The organism is Rhodothermales bacterium, from assembly GCA_041391505.1.
GTDB lineage: Bacteria > Bacteroidota > Rhodothermia > Rhodothermales > JAHQVL01 > JAWKNW01.
Window position 1 is genome coordinate 94,936 of record JAWKNW010000008.1, and the last position, 19,218, is coordinate 114,153.

A 19,218-nucleotide genomic window follows, 5' to 3' on the forward strand; every position below is an offset into this window, starting at 1 on the left:
CAGTCGCTTTAGAAGTTGAGACGCAGACCCAGGCGCGTCAGGCGGGGAAGACCCACAAACCCGAGCTGCCGGTTGCTATGCGCATACAACGTTTCTGCGACCGGAGAAGCACTGGCCAGCCAGGAAGCGCCTGCTTCCGAAGCCAGGAACCCGTCGTCGTCCGGGATGCCGGTGTAGCGCCAGACGTTGTTCACGTTGCGCTGGTCGAAGATATTCTGCACCCAGAGGAACGCGCTCACGTTGGCCTTGCCGATGAGGAAGGCGCGGTCGATCCGAAGGTCGACACGGCTGCTCCACGGCATGCGGGCGCTGTTGATGGCGCCTTTCGGGTTCGTGGCGCGCGCCGCACCGGCGCGGTTGAAGGGCTCGATAACCGGGGTGTACGGGAAGCCGCTACCCACGGTAGCCAGCACGTTGATACCGAAGTTTTCGAGCGGGTGGATACCGCCGAGCATCGGACCTTCGCCCTTACCCAGACGGTAGTCGACCGACACGTTGAGTTTGTGGCGCTGGTCGAAGTCCAGCGGGCTGATGAAGTTCGGCGGCGTTTCGTCCACCCACGTAATGGTGCTGGTGGTCGTGCTGCTCGAACCCGTGCCGTCCGCGAAGGACAACGTGTAGTTGATGCGAGCCGACGTGTTGCCCGTGCGGCGGAGGTCGAAGTCGAATTCGACGCCCTTGACCGTACCGAAGTCCACGTTCTCGTAGCTCGTGTACACGCTCGGCGTGGCACCGCGAATTTCGCGCTGCTGGATCAGGTTCTCGATCTGATGGAAGAAACCAGAGATCGTGAACGCCGACCGGTCGCCGAGACGCTGACGGAAGCCGAGTTCGTACTTCGTGGTCTTTTCAGGCTTCAGGCCCGTGTTGTTGATGCCGCCGGTGCCCGTAAGTGCGTCGAGCGTGGCGAGCGTGTTCGTCGACGGACGCTGCGACACGATACCGTAGCTGGCGAAGAACAACGCCTGGTCGGTGATCGGGAAGCTGACGCCGATACGCGGCATGAGGGTGAAGACCGGATCGTAGTCGGTGAACATGTCCTCCGAAATCTGGGCGCCCGTCGAGCGGACGTTGCCATTCAGGAGGATGTCGCCGGCGTTGATGGCCTGGCCCTGTACGTCGTAGAAGTTGCCGTTGAGGTCGCGATAGCCCACGACGTCGTCGCCGCTGAAGAAGACCGAGTAGTCGCTACCGATCGTGCCGGGCAACGTGGTCGAAGCCCCGCAGCTCACGCCGTTGATCGTCTGACCGAGGTCGCCGGCGCGGCAGATCGGGCGCCGCGAGAAGCGGTCCTTCAGTACGCGCGTGTTGTTGTCGAACACGTCGGCGCGAACGCCGAGGTTGAGCACGATGTCGTTGAACTCGATCTTGTCCTGGACATACCCGCCGTAGTAGATCGGCTCGTAGGGCGCGATGTTATAGTCTTCGAGCGGCTTGGTGATATCCTGGCTCAGGTAGGCCGAGAAGTTCTCCGTGTCTACTTCGTTCTGACCGCGGATGTCGTAGCCGTTGTAGGTCACGATATCGTCCAACACGAAGAGCGGAATCTCATCGTAGCTGTTGTACCCGGCCGGATTCAGGTCCGGGTTGCCGGCTACCTGCTCCGGATTTCCGTCCGCCGCGTAGCGGGCGAGGGTACGCGCGGTGATCGACCAGGCGCGGTTCGTCCGCTTCTCGTACTCACCGCCGAACTCGAGCTGATGCAGACCGAGCTGCGTCGTAGCGGACGCCGTCATGCGGAACTGTTCGTTGCGCGATTTCGAGTAGCCGTTGAAGCGGCCGCCAACCGGCGAAACGAGTGCACTCACCGTACGGCCCGAAATGTTGGCGCCGTCGTTGAACGCATTGTCATACATCGGGACGCGCACCGTGAACTCGGTGTCGTCGGCGGGGTCCGGCGTGCCGTGATCGTCGATGCGGGTCTCGTTGACGAACGAGGTGTTCTTGTAGCCGGCCAGTGTCGAGTAGATCGGGTTTTCGATGTTCCCGTACTCCATCAGATCGGCAAAGGTATTGCCGAGGCGCGGATCGTAGTTTTCGACGTGGCGATCGGAGTAGTCCGCCTGGATCTGGAAGAACGTCGTGTTCGACACATACTGCGTCCAGGAACCGAACACCTGATAGTCCGAACGATCCTGACGCAGCGCCGACTCCGGCGCAAACAGCGCGTCGAGCTCGCGGTTGATCGAGTCGAACTGACCGACGTTCACGCGGCCGCCGACACGGAGACGCGCGTTCTGGAGGATATTCCAGGTCAGGTTACCCGTACCGGACAGGTTCTGCGCGGTGGCGGAGAGCTTGTCATTTTTGATGCTGAAATCGTCCGCCGTCAGCAGTTCAGCCCGTTCCACAGGGGTCAGGCCGATGGTCGAGGCGTCGATGCCCGACGGTACGGCGACCGTCGTGCCGTCGCTGAACGAAACCGCGCCGTTCGAGATGACCGGGAGCCCCGCGTCGTCTACGATGAGGCTGGCGCCGTCGGCGAGGCCGGCGGGGATCGGCATATAAACGGCATTGCCGTCGGCGTCGCGGCCACGGAAGGCCTGCGGAGCGCCCTGCAGATCCTGCAGTTTCGAATCGTTCAGGCGCAGCATGCCGAAGTAGCTCGGGTTGCTGTCCGCCTGATCGAGGTATTCACCCGAGAGGAAGAAGCTGAGCTTGTTCTTGATCAGCGGGCCGCCCACGGTGCCGGAAACGAGGTTGTAACCGAACGCGTCAAGCGACTGCGACGTGATCGCTTCCAGCGAGCCGAACAGCTTGTTGGAGCCCGATTTCGTCGTGATGTTGATAACGCCCGACATCACGTCGCCGTAGCGCGCGTTGATGTTACCGATGAGCATTTCCTGCTGCTGGATCGCCGACTGGGGAAGCCCCGTCGAGCCCTGCACCTTGACACCATCGATGTAGAACGTGACTTCACCGCTACGACCGCCGCGGATGAAGAGTTCGTCCGTACCTTCCTTCGCGACGACGCCGGCCTGGATCTTGGCCAGCTCTTCAGGGCCGCGAACCGGCAGAGACTGGATCTCTTCCGACGAAACGATCTTCGGCACGCCCACGGCGTCCTTCTGGATCAGCGGACGCTCGTACTCGACGACGATTTCGTCGAGCTCGACGCCCGGCTGCATGTCGAAGTTGAGTTCGCGCGTGTAGCCGGCGTTCACTTCCACGCCCTGCACCGTTTGCGACGGATAACCGACGAACGATACCTGGACGTCGTACGTGCCTACCGGCACACCGACGATGACGTAGTACCCGTCAACGTCTGTTGCCACGCCCAGATTCAGATCGAGGACGACAACACTGGCGCCTGGCAACCCCTCGCCGGTCGAGGTATCCAATACCCGTCCCGACAGCTTACCTGTGTTCTGTGCAAACGCGAGCACAGGCACCATAAGCATGAGGAGCAGAAGCGCACACTTTTTTCGTAGCATGTTCTCCACCATATGTTTGTACTGTGGTTCTAGGATTTTCTGTGTCTTGCGAGCAGGTCGCCACCTCATCCTCAGTGGCCTATAACAGGTAAGAGCGTAACCCCCCGGATCGCCGATCAACAATCGACGGCTCCCGGATGCCTACGCGCTTGTACTGAGGCTAAAACCCTGAGACAGGGACGGCGACGACAGCTCCAAAACCATGGCGCAGTACACTGCGCATCGTATGTTTCTTCCGATGACTGTAAACGAGTGGTGACTCCTCTCGACTGCTGGATGCTACCGACCGGAACGCGGCTCGGGGCAGGTCCCTGTGGGACTGGAACGCGGTTCTCGACCCTTTCGAAAAGGTAGCGTCGTGCAGCGTCAAACAGCGCAAAAAAGGAGATTCTCGTTGGTGGCGAGTCGTTTTTTAACAGCCTTATAATATTATGCCCTACCTGTATTTACAATACGTGGACAAAAAACTGCCTTAGCTTCTAAGGCGGTCATATCCGGCGATATGGCTGTTAAAACCCCTTCATTTCAAAGAAAAGCTCTTCCGAGCCTCTTCCACCTGGCGGAACACCACGCTCGTAAATAGGCATTTTAACCTAACATTCATCCGATTGGAGGCCCGAACTGACAAAATCAGTATCCAGACGGCTGAGATTCGCCGATGGACCGCACGCGATCGGCTCGTGACGCGGAGGGTCGGTTGAAGTGGGCGAATGGCTAAAAACCTTCGGGATGCGCCCGGTGCCAGGCCCACGCGCTTTCGATGATCGGCGCCAGTTCCACGAACCGCGGCTGCCAGCCCAGTTCCTCGCGGATGCGGTCGCTGCCGGCGATCAGACAGGCCGGATCGCCCGGCCGGCGCGGCCCGATCTCCACCGGGATGGGATGACCGGTCACCGCCCGGGCCGTGTCGATGACATCCATCACGCTGAAGCCCTTGCCGTTGCCCAGGTTGTAGGTGCGGCTCTCCGAGCCGATCGCCTCCAGCGCGAGCACATGCGCCTGCGCGAGATCGATCACATGGATATAATCGCGCACGCACGTCCCGTCCTCCGTGTCGTAATCATCCCCGAACACCATGATCTTCTCGCGTTGCCCGAGCGCAACCTGGAGCACCAGGGGGATCAGATGCGTCTCCGGCGCATGGTCCTCGCCGAGGTCCGGCGAAACGGCGCCGCATGCGTTGAAATACCGCAAGCAGGCATAGCGCATGCCCGTGCAGGTTTCCATCCAGTGCAGCGCCCGCTCCAGGTACCCCTTCGATTCCCCGTACGGACTCCCGGGAGCGATCGGGGTCTCCTCGTCGATCGGCATCCGCTCGGGGACGCCGAACAGGTTGGCCGTGGAGGAGAGGATAAAGCGGGATACGCCGTGCGCCGCCGCCGATTCCATCAGATTGAGGCCGGCCGTGACGTTGTCCCGCAGGTATTTGGTCGGCCGCTGCATCGACTCGCCGACGAGGGAATACGCGGCGAAATGCATCACGGCTTCCGGGCGGAATCGGGCGATGCTCGCTTCGACGGCCTGGACGTCCATCAGATCGCCCACCACGAGTTCGGCGCCCGGGTGGACGGCCTCGCGGTGCCCCTGGCTCAAATTGTCGAATACGAGGACGCGATGTCCTTTTTCTATGAGGTGCTGAACGGTCGCGCTCCCGATGAAGCCGGCGCCACCAGATACAAAAACATTCATGCGTTGCGTTGCAGGTCGGTGAGGGGTCCGATGCACCGCGGCGCCCCGACCCTCCAAAGCACGATGCCGGATATGCGCGATGCGGCTGAACGAGCGCATCCCGCATCCGGCATCGGAGCGTATGGATCGGCATAGGGAGGCACGTGCATGCGGCCCGTCGTTAAGTGCAGGATATCCGGGTGGGTGGCTCTCCCGAAAGTAGCACTTACCGGCCAAACGAACAGCATGGACGGCAGGAATTCTGAAACGTCCTCGCACGCGCCCCGAATGCGCCTCCGCCGGGCCTCGGGAGCAAAAAAGAGCGCATAAAAAAAAGGGAACGCGCCCGACCCACTGAGGCACGTTCCCTTTAGGGGGAAAATTTCCCGGAGAGAGGATCCCGTCCGACCCACTAAGACAAGACCCCCTCTCTGATGGGAAAAATGTCCAAGAGCAAGGAGAAGGGACCGCACCCGACCCACTAAGGTACGGCCCCTCTCCCCTCTAGGGATAAACTCCATCCCTAGTTCTTGGATTACAGTTGATCGTTCAACTGCACAACCGACAGGTTGGCGCGTTCGCCGGCAACACTTCGCATCAGCTTCGGCGCGTAACCTTCTTCAATCCTGGTGAAGAACTCGCCCGGGGCACTCCGTCTGTTTCCCCGTGCGTCTGATGGCATCGTTTACGAAGTCCATGCCAATTCATCGGCGCTTCGCATTAGGACTCATAATACCGCATGATCACTTGTAATTACAAGCTATAATTATGCATTTAAGGCGTATTTAGCCCGGTTGACCGGCTCTATATTATTTCGCGGTGCGCCGAGCGAACGGGTGCCATCGGGGGCTCTGTCTGATTATGCCACACAAGATGCAACGGTCCCTGATTCAAGGCGCGAGCCCTACCCGGAACGTGACGCTGCGATTCAAAAAAGAGGTGTCCTGTCCGCTGCGGGCCAGGGTGCCGCCCTCCTCGGTCTGCAGCAGGCCTGCCGGCACCCCGCTGTCGATCAGTCGGTCGCGAATCATGCGCGTCCGCATCGTGCGGAGCCGCGCATTCAGCTCGGGCGAGCCGTCGGTGCTGGCATGACCGGATAGCCAGATCGCCCGGGGCTCCGCCGTCGCGGCGAAGCGACGTTCGAGCATCAGCATGGAGGCCGCCAGATCGGCCAGCAGCCCCTCTTGCCCGGGACGCAGTTCCGTACTGCCGTTTTCGAAGAGCAGGATCGTCGCCTCGATCCGCTCGACGAGCGCCTCCGTCGTCGCTTCGTCCGTCGGCTGCAGCGCGCTGTCATCGTATATGCGGACGCCGGGCGTCAGGCCGGCGCGCTGGCGCGCACGCTGGATCCAGGTTGCCGGCGCCGTGCCGGCAGCGATCAGGCTGTCCTCCACCATCCGGAGCCGGACGCTGCCCGGAGCTTCCCACTGCGCGGCCAGGCGCCGGACCACGATGTCCGGATCGAGCGCGATGTACGGCTCCCAGGCGTACCGGATGCTGTCGGGCTCGAAGTCCTGCCGGTCGGGCAGCGTTGCATAGGGGTCGCGCAACCCGTCGACGTACCAGACGCCGCCTTGCCGGCCGGCGTCCACCACGGTGATGCCCGGCGCGGCGCGCAGGGTATCGACGTACCGATGGAACCGCTGGTATTGCAGCACGCCCCACGCCAGCCAGATCGCGCTGCCGAGGAAAAAGACGCCCAGCGCCACCCAGATCCATTTGCCGTTGCCGGTCGCCTGCGGGCGCATCTCCATGTGCAGGCCGGCCTGGAGCAGCGGCCGGACATGGTCGAACGCCGCCATATCGCCCGAATAGCCGGTGAAGGAATGGCCATACTGAAGATGGATCATTTCGATCACATCCTGGAGGCGCTCACGCAACTCGCGGGTGAGCACGCCGCGCACGACGGCGGCGAGCACGGCTTTGGGCCCCGGCTCGATCAACAACGTCAGGTCGCCGATCTCGACGCGGTTGAGATTCTGCTCGCGCGAGGCGCCGAACGACTCGCGCATGAAATCCTGCACGGCGCTCATCATCCCGGAGATGACGTCGGTATCCAGCTCCTGCGCCGTGTCGGAGGCGACATGCTGGATCGGCAACCCGCTGCTCCGCTCGATGAGGAAGAGATGCTCCACCTTGTAGGCGAGGGTGTGGCTGATCACCACTTCGGAGAACGGCCGGCCCGTGCGCATCGCTTCGAAGCGCCACTGCAGGCTACGCACCGACAGGCTATGCTCCAGCGCCCGGTTGATCGTTTCGACCATGGACCGGAGCGCCTCGGCGATGCTTCGCCGAATGGCCGGCCCGATGATGGGAAACAGCGCGTCGACAAACGGCTTGGGGTTCCGGCGGATCGAAATATGGATCGTCTTTTCGATCGTGGGGCCGAGCGCGTTGGCGAGCACGCGCGAATCCTCCCCGTGCATCGCGATCGCATCCGGCAGCGTTCGGCTGAGGGCCGGAACCTGGCCCTCCTCCTCCATGGCGGCTACCCGATCCACCCGCTGTTCCAGCCGTTCGACCTGCTCGACTTCCTCCCCGAAGAGCAACCGCCGGAGTTCCTCCATTTCCGGCGACACGTCGGCCTCCGGCTCGGGCCGGTCCGGGGATGGCGACGATGTTGGATCGTGCATCATGCGTTCCGTTGGGAATCCGCGACCGGCCGGCGTCAGGCGCCGTCCGCCGCGCCGCCCTTGAGCTGATCGGCCAGCTGATTCATGAAGGCGGCCAGCTGCACGCGGTCGATCTTGTTCGCGTCGAGCTGGGTGTGGGTGTGCTGCAGGTTATGCGAGAGTTCGTTGACCCTCGCCGTCAGCGTGTCCATGAGCGCGTCGGCCCTCGCCTTGAGCGCCTCGCGATGCTCCTGCGCGACGGCGTCGAGCCGCTGGCCGAGCGTCTCCTCCGCGGCCTGCAGCCGGTTGCCGACTTCGGCGATTTCCGCCCGGCGCTCCGCGTCGCTGCCGGCGCGCTGCGCCCCTTCGCCATCCAGGCGTTCCTCCAGGCGGCCGGCCAGCGCCTTGATCGACGCCTCCATGGCGTCGAACCGCTCCATCATGTCGCCGCGCAAGGCATCGATCCGGCCGTTCAAGACGCCCTCCACCTGCGCCAGCCGCGACTCATAGGCGCGGATCTGTTCGCCGAAAAGGATACTGCGAACCTTTTCGAGTTCACCCATGCCTCCGTCCTCGACCGCGCGCGGCGCGGCCGGCTCGTCGGGTTGTTTTGCTTTGGTTGCCATGTAAAGAGAAATGCCGTTTACGCGTTGAATCGTGATGAGTACACAGAGCAATACCGGTGGCGCACGCACACGCCACGGCAGCCCGTGCCCCCGCAAACCGGAGAGGCCGGCTGCACACCGATCGGAAGCGGTGCGCTTGCTCGTTCCAAAATAACGCATTCTGGGACAAGCGCGCTACTGTTCGGTGCGATGCGCCCCCGGCGGGGACGGCGCCGGCCCGCCCGGAACCTTACCCACCCCCTCGTTCCGAACCGAACCCGCTGCGTGGCGAACTATCGGATCGCCCGTTTACTTTCCGGTTGCAGAATGCTACACTGAAGGCCCTCACCACCCGTCGCTGCTCGCAAGAATTCGTTCGCCTGCGTGAATCCGGACCCACAGCCTGCCTCGGACCCCTCCCGTACGATCAAGCGCAAGATCTGCATGCTCGGCACGTTCGCCGTGGGCAAAACCAGTCTGGTGCGCCGATTCGTGAAGGGGATCTTCTCGGACAAGTACCTGACCACCATGGGCGCCAAGGTGGACAAAAAGTCCCTGGCGATCGATGACGTCCGGATGGACCTGCTCGTGTGGGATTTGAATGGAGAAGACCGGTTTCAGTCGCTTTCGATGGAATATGTGCGCGGATCCGCCGGCTATTTCCTGGTGGTGGATCAGACGCGACCCGCCACGCTCGAGGCGGCGCACGCCCTGCGCCAGAAGGTGGAGCAAACCGTCGGCCCCCTCCCGTTCATCCTGATCGTGAACAAGATCGACCTTCCGGGCCACTGGGATCGCCGGCAGGAAGACCTCGACGCCCTCCGCGCCTCGGGCTGGATCTGCGTCGAGACCAGCGCCAAAACGGGCACAGGTGTTGACGAAGCCTTCATCGCCCTGGCGCGTCGCCTCGTGGAATGACGCCCGATGGCCCTCCACATCCCTTCGCCTCCATTCCTGCAACGCCCGAAGTGCCTCGATGCCATGAGCGCCGTCCTTTCCCGTTTGTTATCCGATCTCGATATCGCCGTGCTCGAACACGCCGGCGACCGCGCGTTCACGTGGATGAGCGAAACGCCCGCCTGGATGCGCGCCCTCTGGCCCGCCGCCGGCGACGACCGGGAGCGCCTCCTCCCCGGTGAGCATTTCCTCTTTCTCGACGACTTTATCGACCGCGCCGTTGCGCACTGGGCGGGAGGCGCCGCCGATCCCCTGAACTCCGGCGTGTGGACGGAAACCGGCCCGGACGGCGCCGACATCCTCCTCGAAGCCACCGCCCGCACCATCGAAGACCGGCCGCTCCTCCTCATCCGCATCCCGCCCCAGCAACAAACGTGGGGCATCTTCCAGCAGGCGCGGGAGCAGCGCCTCGAATACGAGCACCTGCTGGACGAGATCAATAAACGCGAGATCCTGCTCCACTGCATCGTGCACGACCTGTCCAATCCGCTCGCCGGCATCCGGGGCAGCCTCACGCTGCCGGAACAGGAGGCGATGGTCCAGCCGGACGGCTTCGAGCTGCTCCGCATCAGCCTGAACCAGACGGAGAAGATGCAGCGCTCGATCCGCAGCATCCTGCAAACCTTTTCGGTGGAGGCGCGCCAGCTGATGCCGTCGCTCGTCGGCGCGGAGGTGGCGCCCGAGATGGATCGGTGCGCCCGCCATGTCGTGGCCTCGATGTCGGCCACGTCCGCGCTGCGGGGCGTTCACCTCGTGGTCGACGCCGGCGACGGAGCGGCGGACTGGCGGGTCGCCGGCGAGGCGGAGCGGCTGGAGCGCGTCTTCTTCAACCTCGTCGCCAACGCCCTGCGCTACGCGACGGAAGGCGAAACCATCACCATTCGGCTCCATGCGGAAGATGCGTATATTCACGCGTCGGTGGAAGATCAGGGGCCCGGCGTGCCGGAAGCCCTGGTCCCTTCGCTGTTCCATCGCTTTACCCAGGGCGACGATCGCCCCGGGCAAGCCGGCCTGGGGCTGTACTTCTGCCGCATCACGGTCGAGCAGTGGGGCGGCACGGTCGGTTATCGCCCGGCCCCCGAGGGCGGGGCGTGTTTCTGGTTCCGTCTGCCGCGGCCCGTTCGCGAGCACCCGGCGCCCTGACGCCGCGCCTCACCCGACACGCCCGCCACAATCCTACCCTGTCATGGCTCTTCGCATTTTCATCGTCGACGACGACCCCGACTACGCGTCGCTCCTTCGTTTCCAGCTCAAAAAGCTCGACACGCTGATCGAAGTCTTCGAAACCGGCGAGGCCGCGCTGGACGCCCTCGACCCCCTGCCCGACCTGATCTTTCTGGACCTGGTGATGCCGGGCCAGGGCGGGCTCGAGACGCTGCGCCAGATGCATGCCGAGCATCCCCAACTCCCCATCGTCGTGGTGTCGTCGCAAACCTCGGTCAATGTCGCCCTCGAAGCGCTGCGGCTCGGCGCCTACGACTATGTGACCAAGGGGGTGGACGACACGGTCAAGATCGAATCCATCGCCCGGAACATCGCCGACCGCCTCCAGCTTTCGGCGGAGGTCGAGTCCCTCCGGGAAGAACTCGCGACGCCGCACGGCATGCAGGGCCTGATCGGCGAGAGCGCCGCCATGGCGCGCGTGCTGAAGATCCTCCGGAAAACGCTGAAGGGGAATCTGACCGTGGCCGTCGTGGGCGAAAGCGGCACCGGGAAAGAGCTGGCCGCCCAGGCCATCCACTACAATTCGCCGCGCCGGCGGGAGCCGTTCGTCATCGTCAACTGCGCCGCGATCCCGAACGAGCTGATGGAGAGCGAGTTCTTCGGGCACGAGAAGGGGTCGTTCACCGGGGCCTACACGCGCAAGATGGGTAAATTCGAACAGGCCAACCGGGGCACGATCTTTCTGGACGAGATCGGTGAGTTGAACCTCAGCCTCCAGGCCAAACTCCTCCGGGTCCTGCAAAATCAGGAAGTGCAGCGCGTCGGCGGAAACGAGACGATCCGGGTGGATGTGCGTGTCATCTGCGCCACCAACCGGGATATCGTCGCGATGACGCAGGACGGTTCGTTTCGCGAGGACCTGTACTACCGGCTCTTCCAGTTCCCGGTCCATCTCCCTCCGCTCCGCGAGCGCGACCAGGACGCCCTGCTCCTGGCGGAGCATTTCCGGAAAGCCTTCCTCTCGGCGCACCGGGATGTGGAGGCGCGCGAATTCACGCCGGCCACCCGCCGGCTCATCCTGGCGCACGACTGGCCCGGCAACGTGCGCCAGCTCAAAAATGCCGTCGAGCGGGCGCTGCTCGTCTCCGACTCCCCCGGCATCGAACCGGCAGACCTGATGCTCGACCAGCTGCCGGCCCCCCGGCAGGCCGCGCGGCCTTCGGGGACGCCGCCGGTGGCGCCGCGCGCCGGCGCCTCCTCCCCGGCCGACGCCCTGCTGCGCGTCGACGCGCCGGAGGCCATCCTGCCTCTCGAAGACCTGAAGCGCCTCGCCATCGAACACGCCTACCGACTCTGCAAGGGCAACATCGACCAGACGTCGATCCGCCTCGGCGTCACCCGTTCGACGATCTACCGCCTGATGGAGAAATACAAGCAGGAAGGCAACGAGATCACGCTCTGAGCCGGCTCGCGCCTAACGGCTCCCCTGGCCGCCATCCCCCTCGTCCTCGGGCGCGGCCCGCAGGGAACTGGAGAACGGCCGGTCGGCCAGAAACGCCGCCGGGAGATGCTGTATGCGCGTCGCGATGGCGAAGGCCCCGCGGGCCATCCAGCCGATGGCGAAACCGAGCAAGGCGGCAAGGAGAAGGAAAAGCAGGAGTTGCGCGGTCAGATAGATCATAGCGGCATGCGCGAATGGCGTCCCCGGCGCCGTGGCCGGGTCAAGGATACGCCCATGCCTACAAGCGGTATGCCACACGCCGGCAACGCCCCGAAAACGCGCTCCGATACCTGCCCGCTGTTGCATTCTGCAAAATGACCGTGCCGCAATCAGACAGTGCGAAACTGCCCGACTGCGGCACGGGAAACGAAGCCACAAACGGCGCTCGGCGGGGCCGATTTACAACAGCGAGAACGAAACGCCGGTGGACAGCACCTGCTTGAACTGCGCCTTGTCGCTGATGTCGAGGTCGTAGAATGTGACGAACTCGAAGTTCACGGAAAGCCAGCTGTTCACCTTCATGGAGACGAGATTCTCCCAGCGGACGTCCGGCTTGTCGAGCGCCGAGAATCCCAGAAACACACCCAGCGACGACTTCAGAACCACGTTTTCGACGAGCTGTTTGTCGAGCTGCGACAGAAAGTCGAAGCCCCCTTCCAGGCGCAACGTCTCATCGGCGGCGTTGCCGTACGATTCACGCAGCTCCTCGATGGTGACGATCGTTTCCTTGGCCGCGAAGCCAAAACGCTGCGAGAACCAGTCCACCGGCTGATACGCCAGACCGATGGTCTGCGTGGACGTAGCCGGCGCGAGGAACGCCGAGACGCGCGGCGACGGGGTGGTGCCGTAATCGAACCCCTCGGCCATCTGGCTGCGGAAGGAGAACGCGAGGATGGGGTTCAGGACGCTCCACACCCGCTCGCCCTGGTACTGGGCCGACGATTCGAGGTGGATGATGTCGTCCGCCTTGCGGACGTCGAGCGTGTCCTGCTTCAGCAGGCCGAAGGCCAGGCGAAGCTTGCGCTTGCGGAGCCAGTGCTCGGTGTGCTTGAGCTGCTCGCCGAGCAGGCCGGAGGTGAACGCGACCGAGTTGAGACCGCCTTCGCTCCAGTTGCGGTACGAAGCCTGGCTGCCGGCGAGGCTGGCGATCACGCTGTTCCGCCATCCGGTGGTATCGACTTCGGCTTCCTGTGCGGTGGCGGTCTGGAAGGCGCCGGCCATGACGACCAGCGCGAACATCAAGAGCGAAGTAGACATGGCGCGAAAGCGCCGCATACGTAGCTGGTAATTCATGTACATAAACTCCTGTGTGGATGAAATGCGGGTCGACGGCCGTGAAACGTAGCGATGCGAAACAAGGAGCCCTGCTTCGCTCTTTTTTCACGCATACGGTCCGGCCGCGCGCGGCGACCGGACGGGAGCGTGGATTGGTTAGCCGGCGACCGCGCTGGTGACGTGCCCATCGATGTGGACATCCTGTTGCGGAAACGGAATCCCGATGCCGGCGGCATCGAGTCCCTCCTTCACGGCCAGCGTGAGCCGGTCGCGCACATCAAAATAATCCGGGGTGGCGCACCAGATCCGAACCTCCCAGTCGATGCTCGAAGCACCGAGCGCGGACAGATAGACCTGCACGTTTTTATCCGCGAGCCGGCCTTCGACGGCCGAGGCCGCGGCTTCGAGCGTCACGCGCGTCTGCTTGAGATCGGCGGCATAGTCGGTCCCCACGGAGACATCGACGCGGCGGCTTTCGTGGAAGGTGATGTTTTCGATCGTCGACCCGAAAATCGAGCCGTTCGGGACGATGATGCGGCGGTTGTCCGGCGTGTCGAGCTGCGTCGTGAACAGCTCGATCTCGAACACCTTGCCCGTGACGCCATTGATCTGGACGACGTCGCCCACCTTGAACGGGCGGAAGACGAGCAGCATGACGCCGGCGGCGAAATTGGACAGCGTGCCCTGCATCGCCATGCCCACCGCGAAGCCGCCTGCCGCCAGGATCGCGGCGAAGCTGGCGGTCTGGATGCCAAAATAGCCCAGGCAACCGACCAGCGCGACGACGAGAATGACGTAGCGAATGATGTTCGAGAAGAATTTGGTCAGCGTCGCATCGAGGCGGGTCTTCTGGAGCGCCTTGAAGCTCATGCTCTTTGCCCAGCCCGCGAGCAGGAAGGCGAGGACGACGAGCACGAGCGCTTTGACGGCCGGGATGCCGTAGTCGATCAGGAACTGGGTAATCGTATCGGGGGAGACTGAATCCATGATGGCTGGTATGTCTGTAAGGATGGGTAGAGGCTGCGATCGATTCAAATGCGGTTCCAATGTACAGAAAACTCGCTAAATGACCTCATTTGGGGCCTCCAGCCCGTACAACCGTACGATAATGCAACACAGAACCACACAGTCCCGGCTTCGCCCGGATCTCCTGCGCCCCTGACGCTTATTAACGGAACCCATGGTCGCCCGACACCCCTCACGACCAGATCGCCGATATGAACCCGTCATCAGAAATCGCCTCCACCGACACGCAACACGAAGCCAGCGAGTGGACCCTGCCCGTCGAGGGCATGGAATGCGCCTCCTGCGCCGTCCGCATCGAAAAGCAGCTGCGCAAACGGTCGGGGGTGCAGGATGTGGCGGTCAACCTGGCCAGCAACCGGGCGCGCATCTCCGCGGCGCCGGGCTCGGTCCGCCTCTCCGACCTGGTCGAGACCATCGAGCGCACCGGGTTCACGGTGCCGCATGCGGTGGTGGAAAGCCCGCTTCCTCCGGGCCGGCCGGCTCCGACGGATGACGACCTCGAGGCGGCGTTCGAGCGCACCAACGGCGTGCTTTCGGCGACCCGCGCGGACGACCTGATCCGGGTGACCTATGTGCCCGGCGTGGTGGAGCCGGCGGCCATTCAGGCGCTGCTGGTGGGGCGGGGATGGGCAGCGGTCGACGCCCAGGTCGAAACAGCGCCCGAGGATGAAGACCCGCATGCCACCGCCTTCCGGGCCCTCTTTCGCCGCTTCCTGCTCGCCGCCCTCTGCACCGCGCCCGTGTTCGTCATCTCCATGGCGCACGGCGCGCTCGATTTCCCCGGCGTCCGTTACGTCCTGCTCGCCCTGACGACCCCCGTCGTCGTGGTGGCCGGCGGGCCGTTCTTCCGCGGCGCCATCCGGCTGCTCCGGCACGGCGGCGCCGACATGAACACGCTCGTTTCGCTGGGCGTAGGGTCCGCCTACGGCTACAGCGTGGTGGCGACGCTCTTCCCCGCCCTGTTCGAACGCGCGCTCGGCCGCACGCCGGACGTGTATTTCGAGGCGGCCGCCGTGATCGTGACGCTCATCCTGATGGGCCGCCTGCTGGAGGCGCGCGCCAAGCAGCGAACGAGCGACGCCATCGAAAAACTGGTCGATCTCCAGCCGGCGATCGCGCGGGCGGTGGTCGACGGGCGCGAGGTCGAACTGCCCGTGGCGCAGGTCGCCGTGGGCCAGCGACTGCTGGTCCGCCCCGGCGAGCGCATCGCGCTGGACGGCGTGGTGGTCGACGGGCATTCAGCCGTCGACGAGAGCATGATCACCGGCGAGCCGCTGCCCGTGGAAAAGGAGCCGGGCGACGCCGTGACGGGAGGCACGCTCAACCGCACGGGAGCCTTCACCTACGAGGTGCGCCGGATCGGATCGGAGACGACGCTCCAGCAGATCGTCCGTTTCGTCCGCGACGCCCAGGGGCGCAAGGCGCCGATCCAGCGCCTTGCGGATGTCGTCGCCGGCGTGTTCGTGCCCATCGTGCTGGGCCTTGCCGTGCTGACGTTCGGAGTATGGATGTACTTCGGACCGGAGCCGGCGCTGGCCTATGCCCTCGTCTCCTTCGTGTCGGTGCTGATCATCGCCTGTCCGTGTGCGTTGGGCCTCGCGACCCCCACCGCCATCATGGTCGCCACCGGCAAGGCCGCCGAGCACGGCGTGCTGGTGAAGGGCGGCGACGCCCTGGAGGAGCTGCATCGGATCGACACCATCGTGCTCGACAAGACGGGCACGCTCACCGAAGGCAAGCCGCGGTTAACGGATATCCGGCCGGCGGCCGGCTGGGCCGCGGACAAAGTCTTGCGGATCGCCGCCTCCGCCGAGCGGCGCTCGGAGCATCCGGTCGCCGGGGCCATCCTGAGCGCGGCGCAACAGCGCGGCCTGGCGCTTTCGGCGCCATCGGCCTTCGAGTCGGCGACGGGTCTGGGCATCGAGGCCGTCGTCGAGAACCGGCCCGTGGTTATCGGCAACGACGCGTTCCTGGCGCAGCGCCGGCTGTCGACGGAGGCGCTGGGGGCGGAGGCCGCCGCGCTGCAGGAGGCCGGCAACACGCTGATCGGCGTCGGCATCGACGGGCAGTTCGCCGGCTATCTGGCGATCGCGGACGCGCCCCGCGCCTCGTCCCGCGAGGCCGTCGCGGCCATGCGGCGCATCGGACTCGATGTGATCATGCTCACGGGCGACCACGAACGTGCCGCGCGGGCGGTCGCTTCCCAGGTGGGCATCGAGCATGTCATCGCCGGCGTCCTGCCCGATCAGAAGGCGACGGAGATCGAACGGCTGCAGGCGGCCGGGCGCAAGGTGGCGATGGTGGGCGACGGCATCAACGACGCGCCGGCGCTGGCGCTGGCGGATATCGGCATCGCGATCGGGGCCGGCACCGACATCGCCATCGAGGCGGCGGATGTGACGCTGATGCGCGACGACCTCGGGGCGGTGGCGGATGCCTTCGCTTTGTCCGCGCGCACCTTGCGTACTATCAAACAAAATCTGTTCTTTGCCTTTATCTACAACATCGTCGGCATCCCGATCGCCGCCGGGGCGCTCTATCCGCTGCTGGGCTGGCTGCTCAGCCCGATGATCGCATCCGGCGCCATGGCGTTATCGAGCGTGTCGGTGGTGACCAACAGCCTCCGCCTGCGGCGCTGGCGTGCATCCAGTATCTCCTGAATCCTTACAGGCCATGAGTACCAAAACCGAAACCCTGAAGATAAACGGCATGAGCTGCGGCCATTGCGTCAAGTCCGTCACCCAGGCCCTCACCCAGACCGAAGGCGTGAAGGTCGAACGGGTCGAGATCGGCCTCGCCGAGATCAGCTACGACCCCGACAAGGTGGCGCACGACGCCATCGTTCAGGCCATCGACGACGTGGGCTTCGAAGTCGTCAAGTTTTGAGGAGATTGGGATTAGCGATCAAGGATTCGTGATCAAGGATGGGGAGCCTTCTGCGGCACCCAAATCCTTGATCACGAATCCTTGATCGCCAATCCCCCCTCCTAGAGATCTCCGAGCTGGGGGCGCAGGATCAGTTCCTCCACGACGGTCCGGTCGCTGAGCCGGTAGACGTCGAGCAGGGCCCGGGCGATGTCTTCCGCCGGCATGAAGCGCGTTTCCGGCAGGTCTACCCCCTCCCAGCTCGGGGTGAAGGTTGCGCCGGGGAGGAGCGCCGTAACGCGCAGTCCGTGCTGGCGCGTTTCTTCCCGCACGCTGCGGGCCAGCCCGAGCAGGCCGTGTTTGGCCGCGCAGTAGGCGGCGCCGGCGGGATAGGCCCGGATGGACGCGACGGAGGCCATAAAAAAGAAATGGCCGCTGCCACGTTGCAGCATCGGGTCGAGGAAGGCGCGCGTCACCAGGAACGCGCTGGTCAGGTTGACCTCGACCTGGTGGCGGAAGCGCTCGGCGGTGGTCTCCTGGATGGTCCCGGGGGTAAAAACGCCGGCGTTGTTCACGACCACGTCCGGGGCGCCCCAGGCGGACTGCACGGAGGCGGCCATCGCCTCCACCGCTTCGTCGTTCGTGACGTCGCAGACAAAGGCCGCGGCTTCGGCGCCGGCGGCGGTGCATCGGCGCACCACCGCATCGAGGTTGCCGGCGTGGCGGGCGACGAGCGCGAGACGGGTATCCGGTTCGCCGGCGAAGGCGAGCGCGATCGCCGCGCCGATACCCTGGCTGGCGCCGGTGATGAGGACGGTCGGCATCTCAGCGGGCCCCGATCAGGCGCATGAACTCGGTGCGCGTCGCATCCCGATGAAATTCTCCGCTCACGGCGCTCGTCGTAGTGGTGGAGTTCTGTTTTTCCGCGCCGCGCATCATCATGCACAGGTGCTGCGCTTCGATGACGACGGCCACGCCCAGCGGGTTCAGCACTTCGTCGATCGCGTCGCGGATCTGGAGGGTAAGCCGTTCCTGGACCTGGAGCCGGCGGGCGAACACATCAACGACACGCGGGAGCTTGCTCAGGCCCACGATCTTCCCGTTGGGGATGTACGCGATGTGCGCCTTGCCGAAGAAGGGCAGCATGTGATGCTCGCACAGCGAATATACCTCGATATCCTTCACCAGGATCATCTCGCTGTAATCCTCTTCGAACAGGGCCGCCGTGAGGATGGCATGCGGGTCCATCGCGTACCCCTGCGTCAGAAACTGGTAGGCCTTGGCTACGCGTTCCGGCGTCTTGGCGAGGCCTTCGCGGCCCGGATTTTCACCCAGTTTATCGAGAATGCCGGTGACGTGCCCGGCAATTTCGCCGGTCACCTCCGCATCGTATCGATCCTCGCGGATATAGAGCTTCTCCATGGTCGCATGGGCCATGCCGTTGGAGGCCGGCGTTTTCGTCGTTTTTTTCTTCATAGATGTAGTAGCAGCGTTCGCGTACGCGGCGGCGTATCGGGGCTACTCCCCCCGATATTCGGCCATGTTGCGGTCGGTTTCGTGGAGCCGTATGCAATGCAACCGTCCCGCCGGCAGGGCGCCTTCGAGCTCCCGCCAGATCGCGACGACGAAGTTCTCGGTCGAGGCAAGCTGGCCCCGCATAAAATCCACGTCGAGGTTCAGGTTGGCGTGATCGACTTTCGAGAGGATTTTGTCCTCGACGATCTGCTTCAACGCGCCCAGGTCGATGACGTAGCCGGTCTCCGGATCGGGTTCGCCGGCCACGGTCACTTCCATCGTATAGTTGTGCCCATGCCAGTTCGGGTTGTTGCACTTCCCGAAGACCCGGCGATTCCATTCGTCGGAACGATCCGGATTGTGTAGCCGGTGCGCCGCGTTAAAATGGACGGTGCGGGTCACATAAACGATCGGCATACGAACGCGTGGTGTAGGTGGAGGTTACAAGCGAACGTGTTACCCGCGCCGGGGCAGAACTGACTAAGCGCGTGACTCAGAGCATGAATCGGGGCGCGGCGTACCTGCTGCTTACACGCCAGCGGGAAAATCGGTCCCGCCGCGCATCGGGCATGACGGCCGTTCTGTACGCCGGCTGA

The 19,218-nt window shown here is 64.2% G+C and carries 15 protein-coding genes; 5 read left to right on the plus strand and 10 right to left on the minus strand.

What is annotated here, in order from left to right; all coding sequences use genetic code 11:
* Nucleotides 1-8: 8 nt before the first annotated feature.
* From R2834_10145 to R2834_10160, 4 genes are all read right to left on the minus strand, one after another.
* A complete protein-coding gene (locus tag R2834_10145; protein ID MEZ4700678.1) occupies nucleotides 9-3,503 on the minus strand; it encodes a TonB-dependent receptor in 3,495 nt (1,164 codons plus the stop codon).
* A 645-nt stretch (nucleotides 3,504-4,148) separates the two neighbouring features.
* Nucleotides 4,149-5,123, minus strand: a complete 975-nt coding sequence (galE, locus tag R2834_10150) for a UDP-glucose 4-epimerase GalE (protein ID MEZ4700679.1) — start codon at nucleotides 5,121-5,123, stop codon at nucleotides 4,149-4,151.
* Nucleotides 5,124-5,992: 869 nt separating this feature from the next.
* Nucleotides 5,993-7,735: a hypothetical protein gene (locus tag R2834_10155; GenBank protein ID MEZ4700680.1), complete on the minus strand. Its 1,743-nt coding sequence runs from the start codon at nucleotides 7,733-7,735 to the stop codon at nucleotides 5,993-5,995.
* Between the two features lie 35 nt (nucleotides 7,736-7,770).
* Nucleotides 7,771-8,340: a hypothetical protein gene (locus R2834_10160; protein MEZ4700681.1), complete on the minus strand. Its 570-nt coding sequence runs from the start codon at nucleotides 8,338-8,340 to the stop codon at nucleotides 7,771-7,773.
* Nucleotides 8,341-8,703: 363 nt separating this feature from the next.
* Between R2834_10160 and R2834_10165 the strand changes: the two genes are divergently transcribed.
* The 3 genes from R2834_10165 to R2834_10175 all read left to right on the plus strand — a co-directional run bounded on the left by R2834_10165 (nucleotide 8,704) and on the right by R2834_10175 (nucleotide 11,902).
* Nucleotides 8,704-9,237 (plus strand): Rab family GTPase, encoded by a 534-nt coding sequence (locus R2834_10165; protein MEZ4700682.1) that lies wholly within the window; start codon nucleotides 8,704-8,706, stop codon nucleotides 9,235-9,237.
* A 63-nt stretch (nucleotides 9,238-9,300) separates the two neighbouring features.
* Nucleotides 9,301-10,419, plus strand: a complete 1,119-nt coding sequence (locus tag R2834_10170; protein MEZ4700683.1) for a HAMP domain-containing sensor histidine kinase — start codon at nucleotides 9,301-9,303, stop codon at nucleotides 10,417-10,419.
* A 43-nt stretch (nucleotides 10,420-10,462) separates the two neighbouring features.
* Entirely contained in the window at nucleotides 10,463-11,902 is a 1,440-nt protein-coding gene (locus R2834_10175) for a sigma-54 dependent transcriptional regulator (GenBank protein MEZ4700684.1), read from the plus strand.
* Nucleotides 11,903-11,914: 12 nt separating this feature from the next.
* Here the strand turns inward: R2834_10175 and R2834_10180 are convergent, their stop codons facing one another.
* The 3 genes from R2834_10180 to R2834_10190 all read right to left on the minus strand — a co-directional run bounded on the left by R2834_10180 (nucleotide 11,915) and on the right by R2834_10190 (nucleotide 14,203).
* Nucleotides 11,915-12,121 (minus strand): hypothetical protein, encoded by a 207-nt coding sequence (locus R2834_10180; GenBank protein MEZ4700685.1) that lies wholly within the window; start codon nucleotides 12,119-12,121, stop codon nucleotides 11,915-11,917.
* 219 nt (nucleotides 12,122-12,340) lie between these two features.
* The gene (locus tag R2834_10185) at nucleotides 12,341-13,198 is read right to left on the minus strand and encodes a DUF3078 domain-containing protein (protein ID MEZ4700686.1); all 858 of its coding nucleotides are present in this window, start codon (nucleotides 13,196-13,198) and stop codon (nucleotides 12,341-12,343) included.
* 174 nt (nucleotides 13,199-13,372) lie between these two features.
* Nucleotides 13,373-14,203 (minus strand): mechanosensitive ion channel family protein, encoded by an 831-nt coding sequence (locus tag R2834_10190; GenBank protein MEZ4700687.1) that lies wholly within the window; start codon nucleotides 14,201-14,203, stop codon nucleotides 13,373-13,375.
* Between the two features lie 230 nt (nucleotides 14,204-14,433).
* Between R2834_10190 and R2834_10195 the strand changes: the two genes are divergently transcribed.
* On the plus strand, nucleotides 14,434-16,902 hold the full coding sequence (locus R2834_10195) for a heavy metal translocating P-type ATPase (GenBank protein ID MEZ4700688.1): 2,469 nt from the start codon (nucleotides 14,434-14,436) through the stop codon (nucleotides 16,900-16,902).
* 13 nt (nucleotides 16,903-16,915) lie between these two features.
* Nucleotides 16,916-17,128, plus strand: coding sequence for a cation transporter (locus R2834_10200; protein ID MEZ4700689.1), 213 nt, complete (start codon nucleotides 16,916-16,918; stop codon nucleotides 17,126-17,128).
* 101 nt (nucleotides 17,129-17,229) lie between these two features.
* Here the strand turns inward: R2834_10200 and R2834_10205 are convergent, their stop codons facing one another.
* The 3 genes from R2834_10205 to R2834_10215 all read right to left on the minus strand — a co-directional run bounded on the left by R2834_10205 (nucleotide 17,230) and on the right by R2834_10215 (nucleotide 19,039).
* Complete coding sequence (locus R2834_10205; GenBank protein ID MEZ4700690.1) at nucleotides 17,230-17,931, minus strand: SDR family oxidoreductase; 702 nt, start codon at nucleotides 17,929-17,931, stop codon at nucleotides 17,230-17,232.
* 1 nt (nucleotide 17,932) lies between these two features.
* Nucleotides 17,933-18,544, minus strand: coding sequence for a GTP cyclohydrolase I FolE (gene folE / locus R2834_10210; protein MEZ4700691.1), 612 nt, complete (start codon nucleotides 18,542-18,544; stop codon nucleotides 17,933-17,935).
* Between the two features lie 81 nt (nucleotides 18,545-18,625).
* Nucleotides 18,626-19,039: a 6-carboxytetrahydropterin synthase gene (locus R2834_10215; protein ID MEZ4700692.1), complete on the minus strand. Its 414-nt coding sequence runs from the start codon at nucleotides 19,037-19,039 to the stop codon at nucleotides 18,626-18,628.
* Nucleotides 19,040-19,218: the final 179 nt, after the last annotated feature.

Coding starts and splice junctions, on each gene's coding strand:
- R2834_10145 (MEZ4700678.1), bottom strand. CDS start 3,503: ATGAGGTGGCGACCTGCTCGCAAGACACAGAAAATCCTAGAACCACAG.
- galE (MEZ4700679.1), bottom strand. CDS start 5,123: ATGAATGTTTTTGTATCTGGTGGCGCCGGCTTCATCGGGAGCGCGACC.
- R2834_10155 (MEZ4700680.1), bottom strand. CDS start 7,735: ATGCACGATCCAACATCGTCGCCATCCCCGGACCGGCCCGAGCCGGAG.
- R2834_10160 (MEZ4700681.1), bottom strand. CDS start 8,340: ATGGCAACCAAAGCAAAACAACCCGACGAGCCGGCCGCGCCGCGCGCG.
- R2834_10170 (MEZ4700683.1), top strand. CDS start 9,301: ATGAGCGCCGTCCTTTCCCGTTTGTTATCCGATCTCGATATCGCCGTG.
- R2834_10175 (MEZ4700684.1), top strand. CDS start 10,463: ATGGCTCTTCGCATTTTCATCGTCGACGACGACCCCGACTACGCGTCG.
- R2834_10180 (MEZ4700685.1), bottom strand. CDS start 12,121: ATGATCTATCTGACCGCGCAACTCCTGCTTTTCCTTCTCCTTGCCGCC.
- R2834_10185 (MEZ4700686.1), bottom strand. CDS start 13,198: ATGTCTACTTCGCTCTTGATGTTCGCGCTGGTCGTCATGGCCGGCGCC.
- R2834_10190 (MEZ4700687.1), bottom strand. CDS start 14,203: ATGGATTCAGTCTCCCCCGATACGATTACCCAGTTCCTGATCGACTAC.
- R2834_10195 (MEZ4700688.1), top strand. CDS start 14,434: ATGAACCCGTCATCAGAAATCGCCTCCACCGACACGCAACACGAAGCC.
- R2834_10200 (MEZ4700689.1), top strand. CDS start 16,916: ATGAGTACCAAAACCGAAACCCTGAAGATAAACGGCATGAGCTGCGGC.
- R2834_10205 (MEZ4700690.1), bottom strand. CDS start 17,931: ATGCCGACCGTCCTCATCACCGGCGCCAGCCAGGGTATCGGCGCGGCG.
- folE (MEZ4700691.1), bottom strand. CDS start 18,544: ATGGCCCATGCGACCATGGAGAAGCTCTATATCCGCGAGGATCGATAC.
- R2834_10215 (MEZ4700692.1), bottom strand. CDS start 19,039: ATGCCGATCGTTTATGTGACCCGCACCGTCCATTTTAACGCGGCGCAC.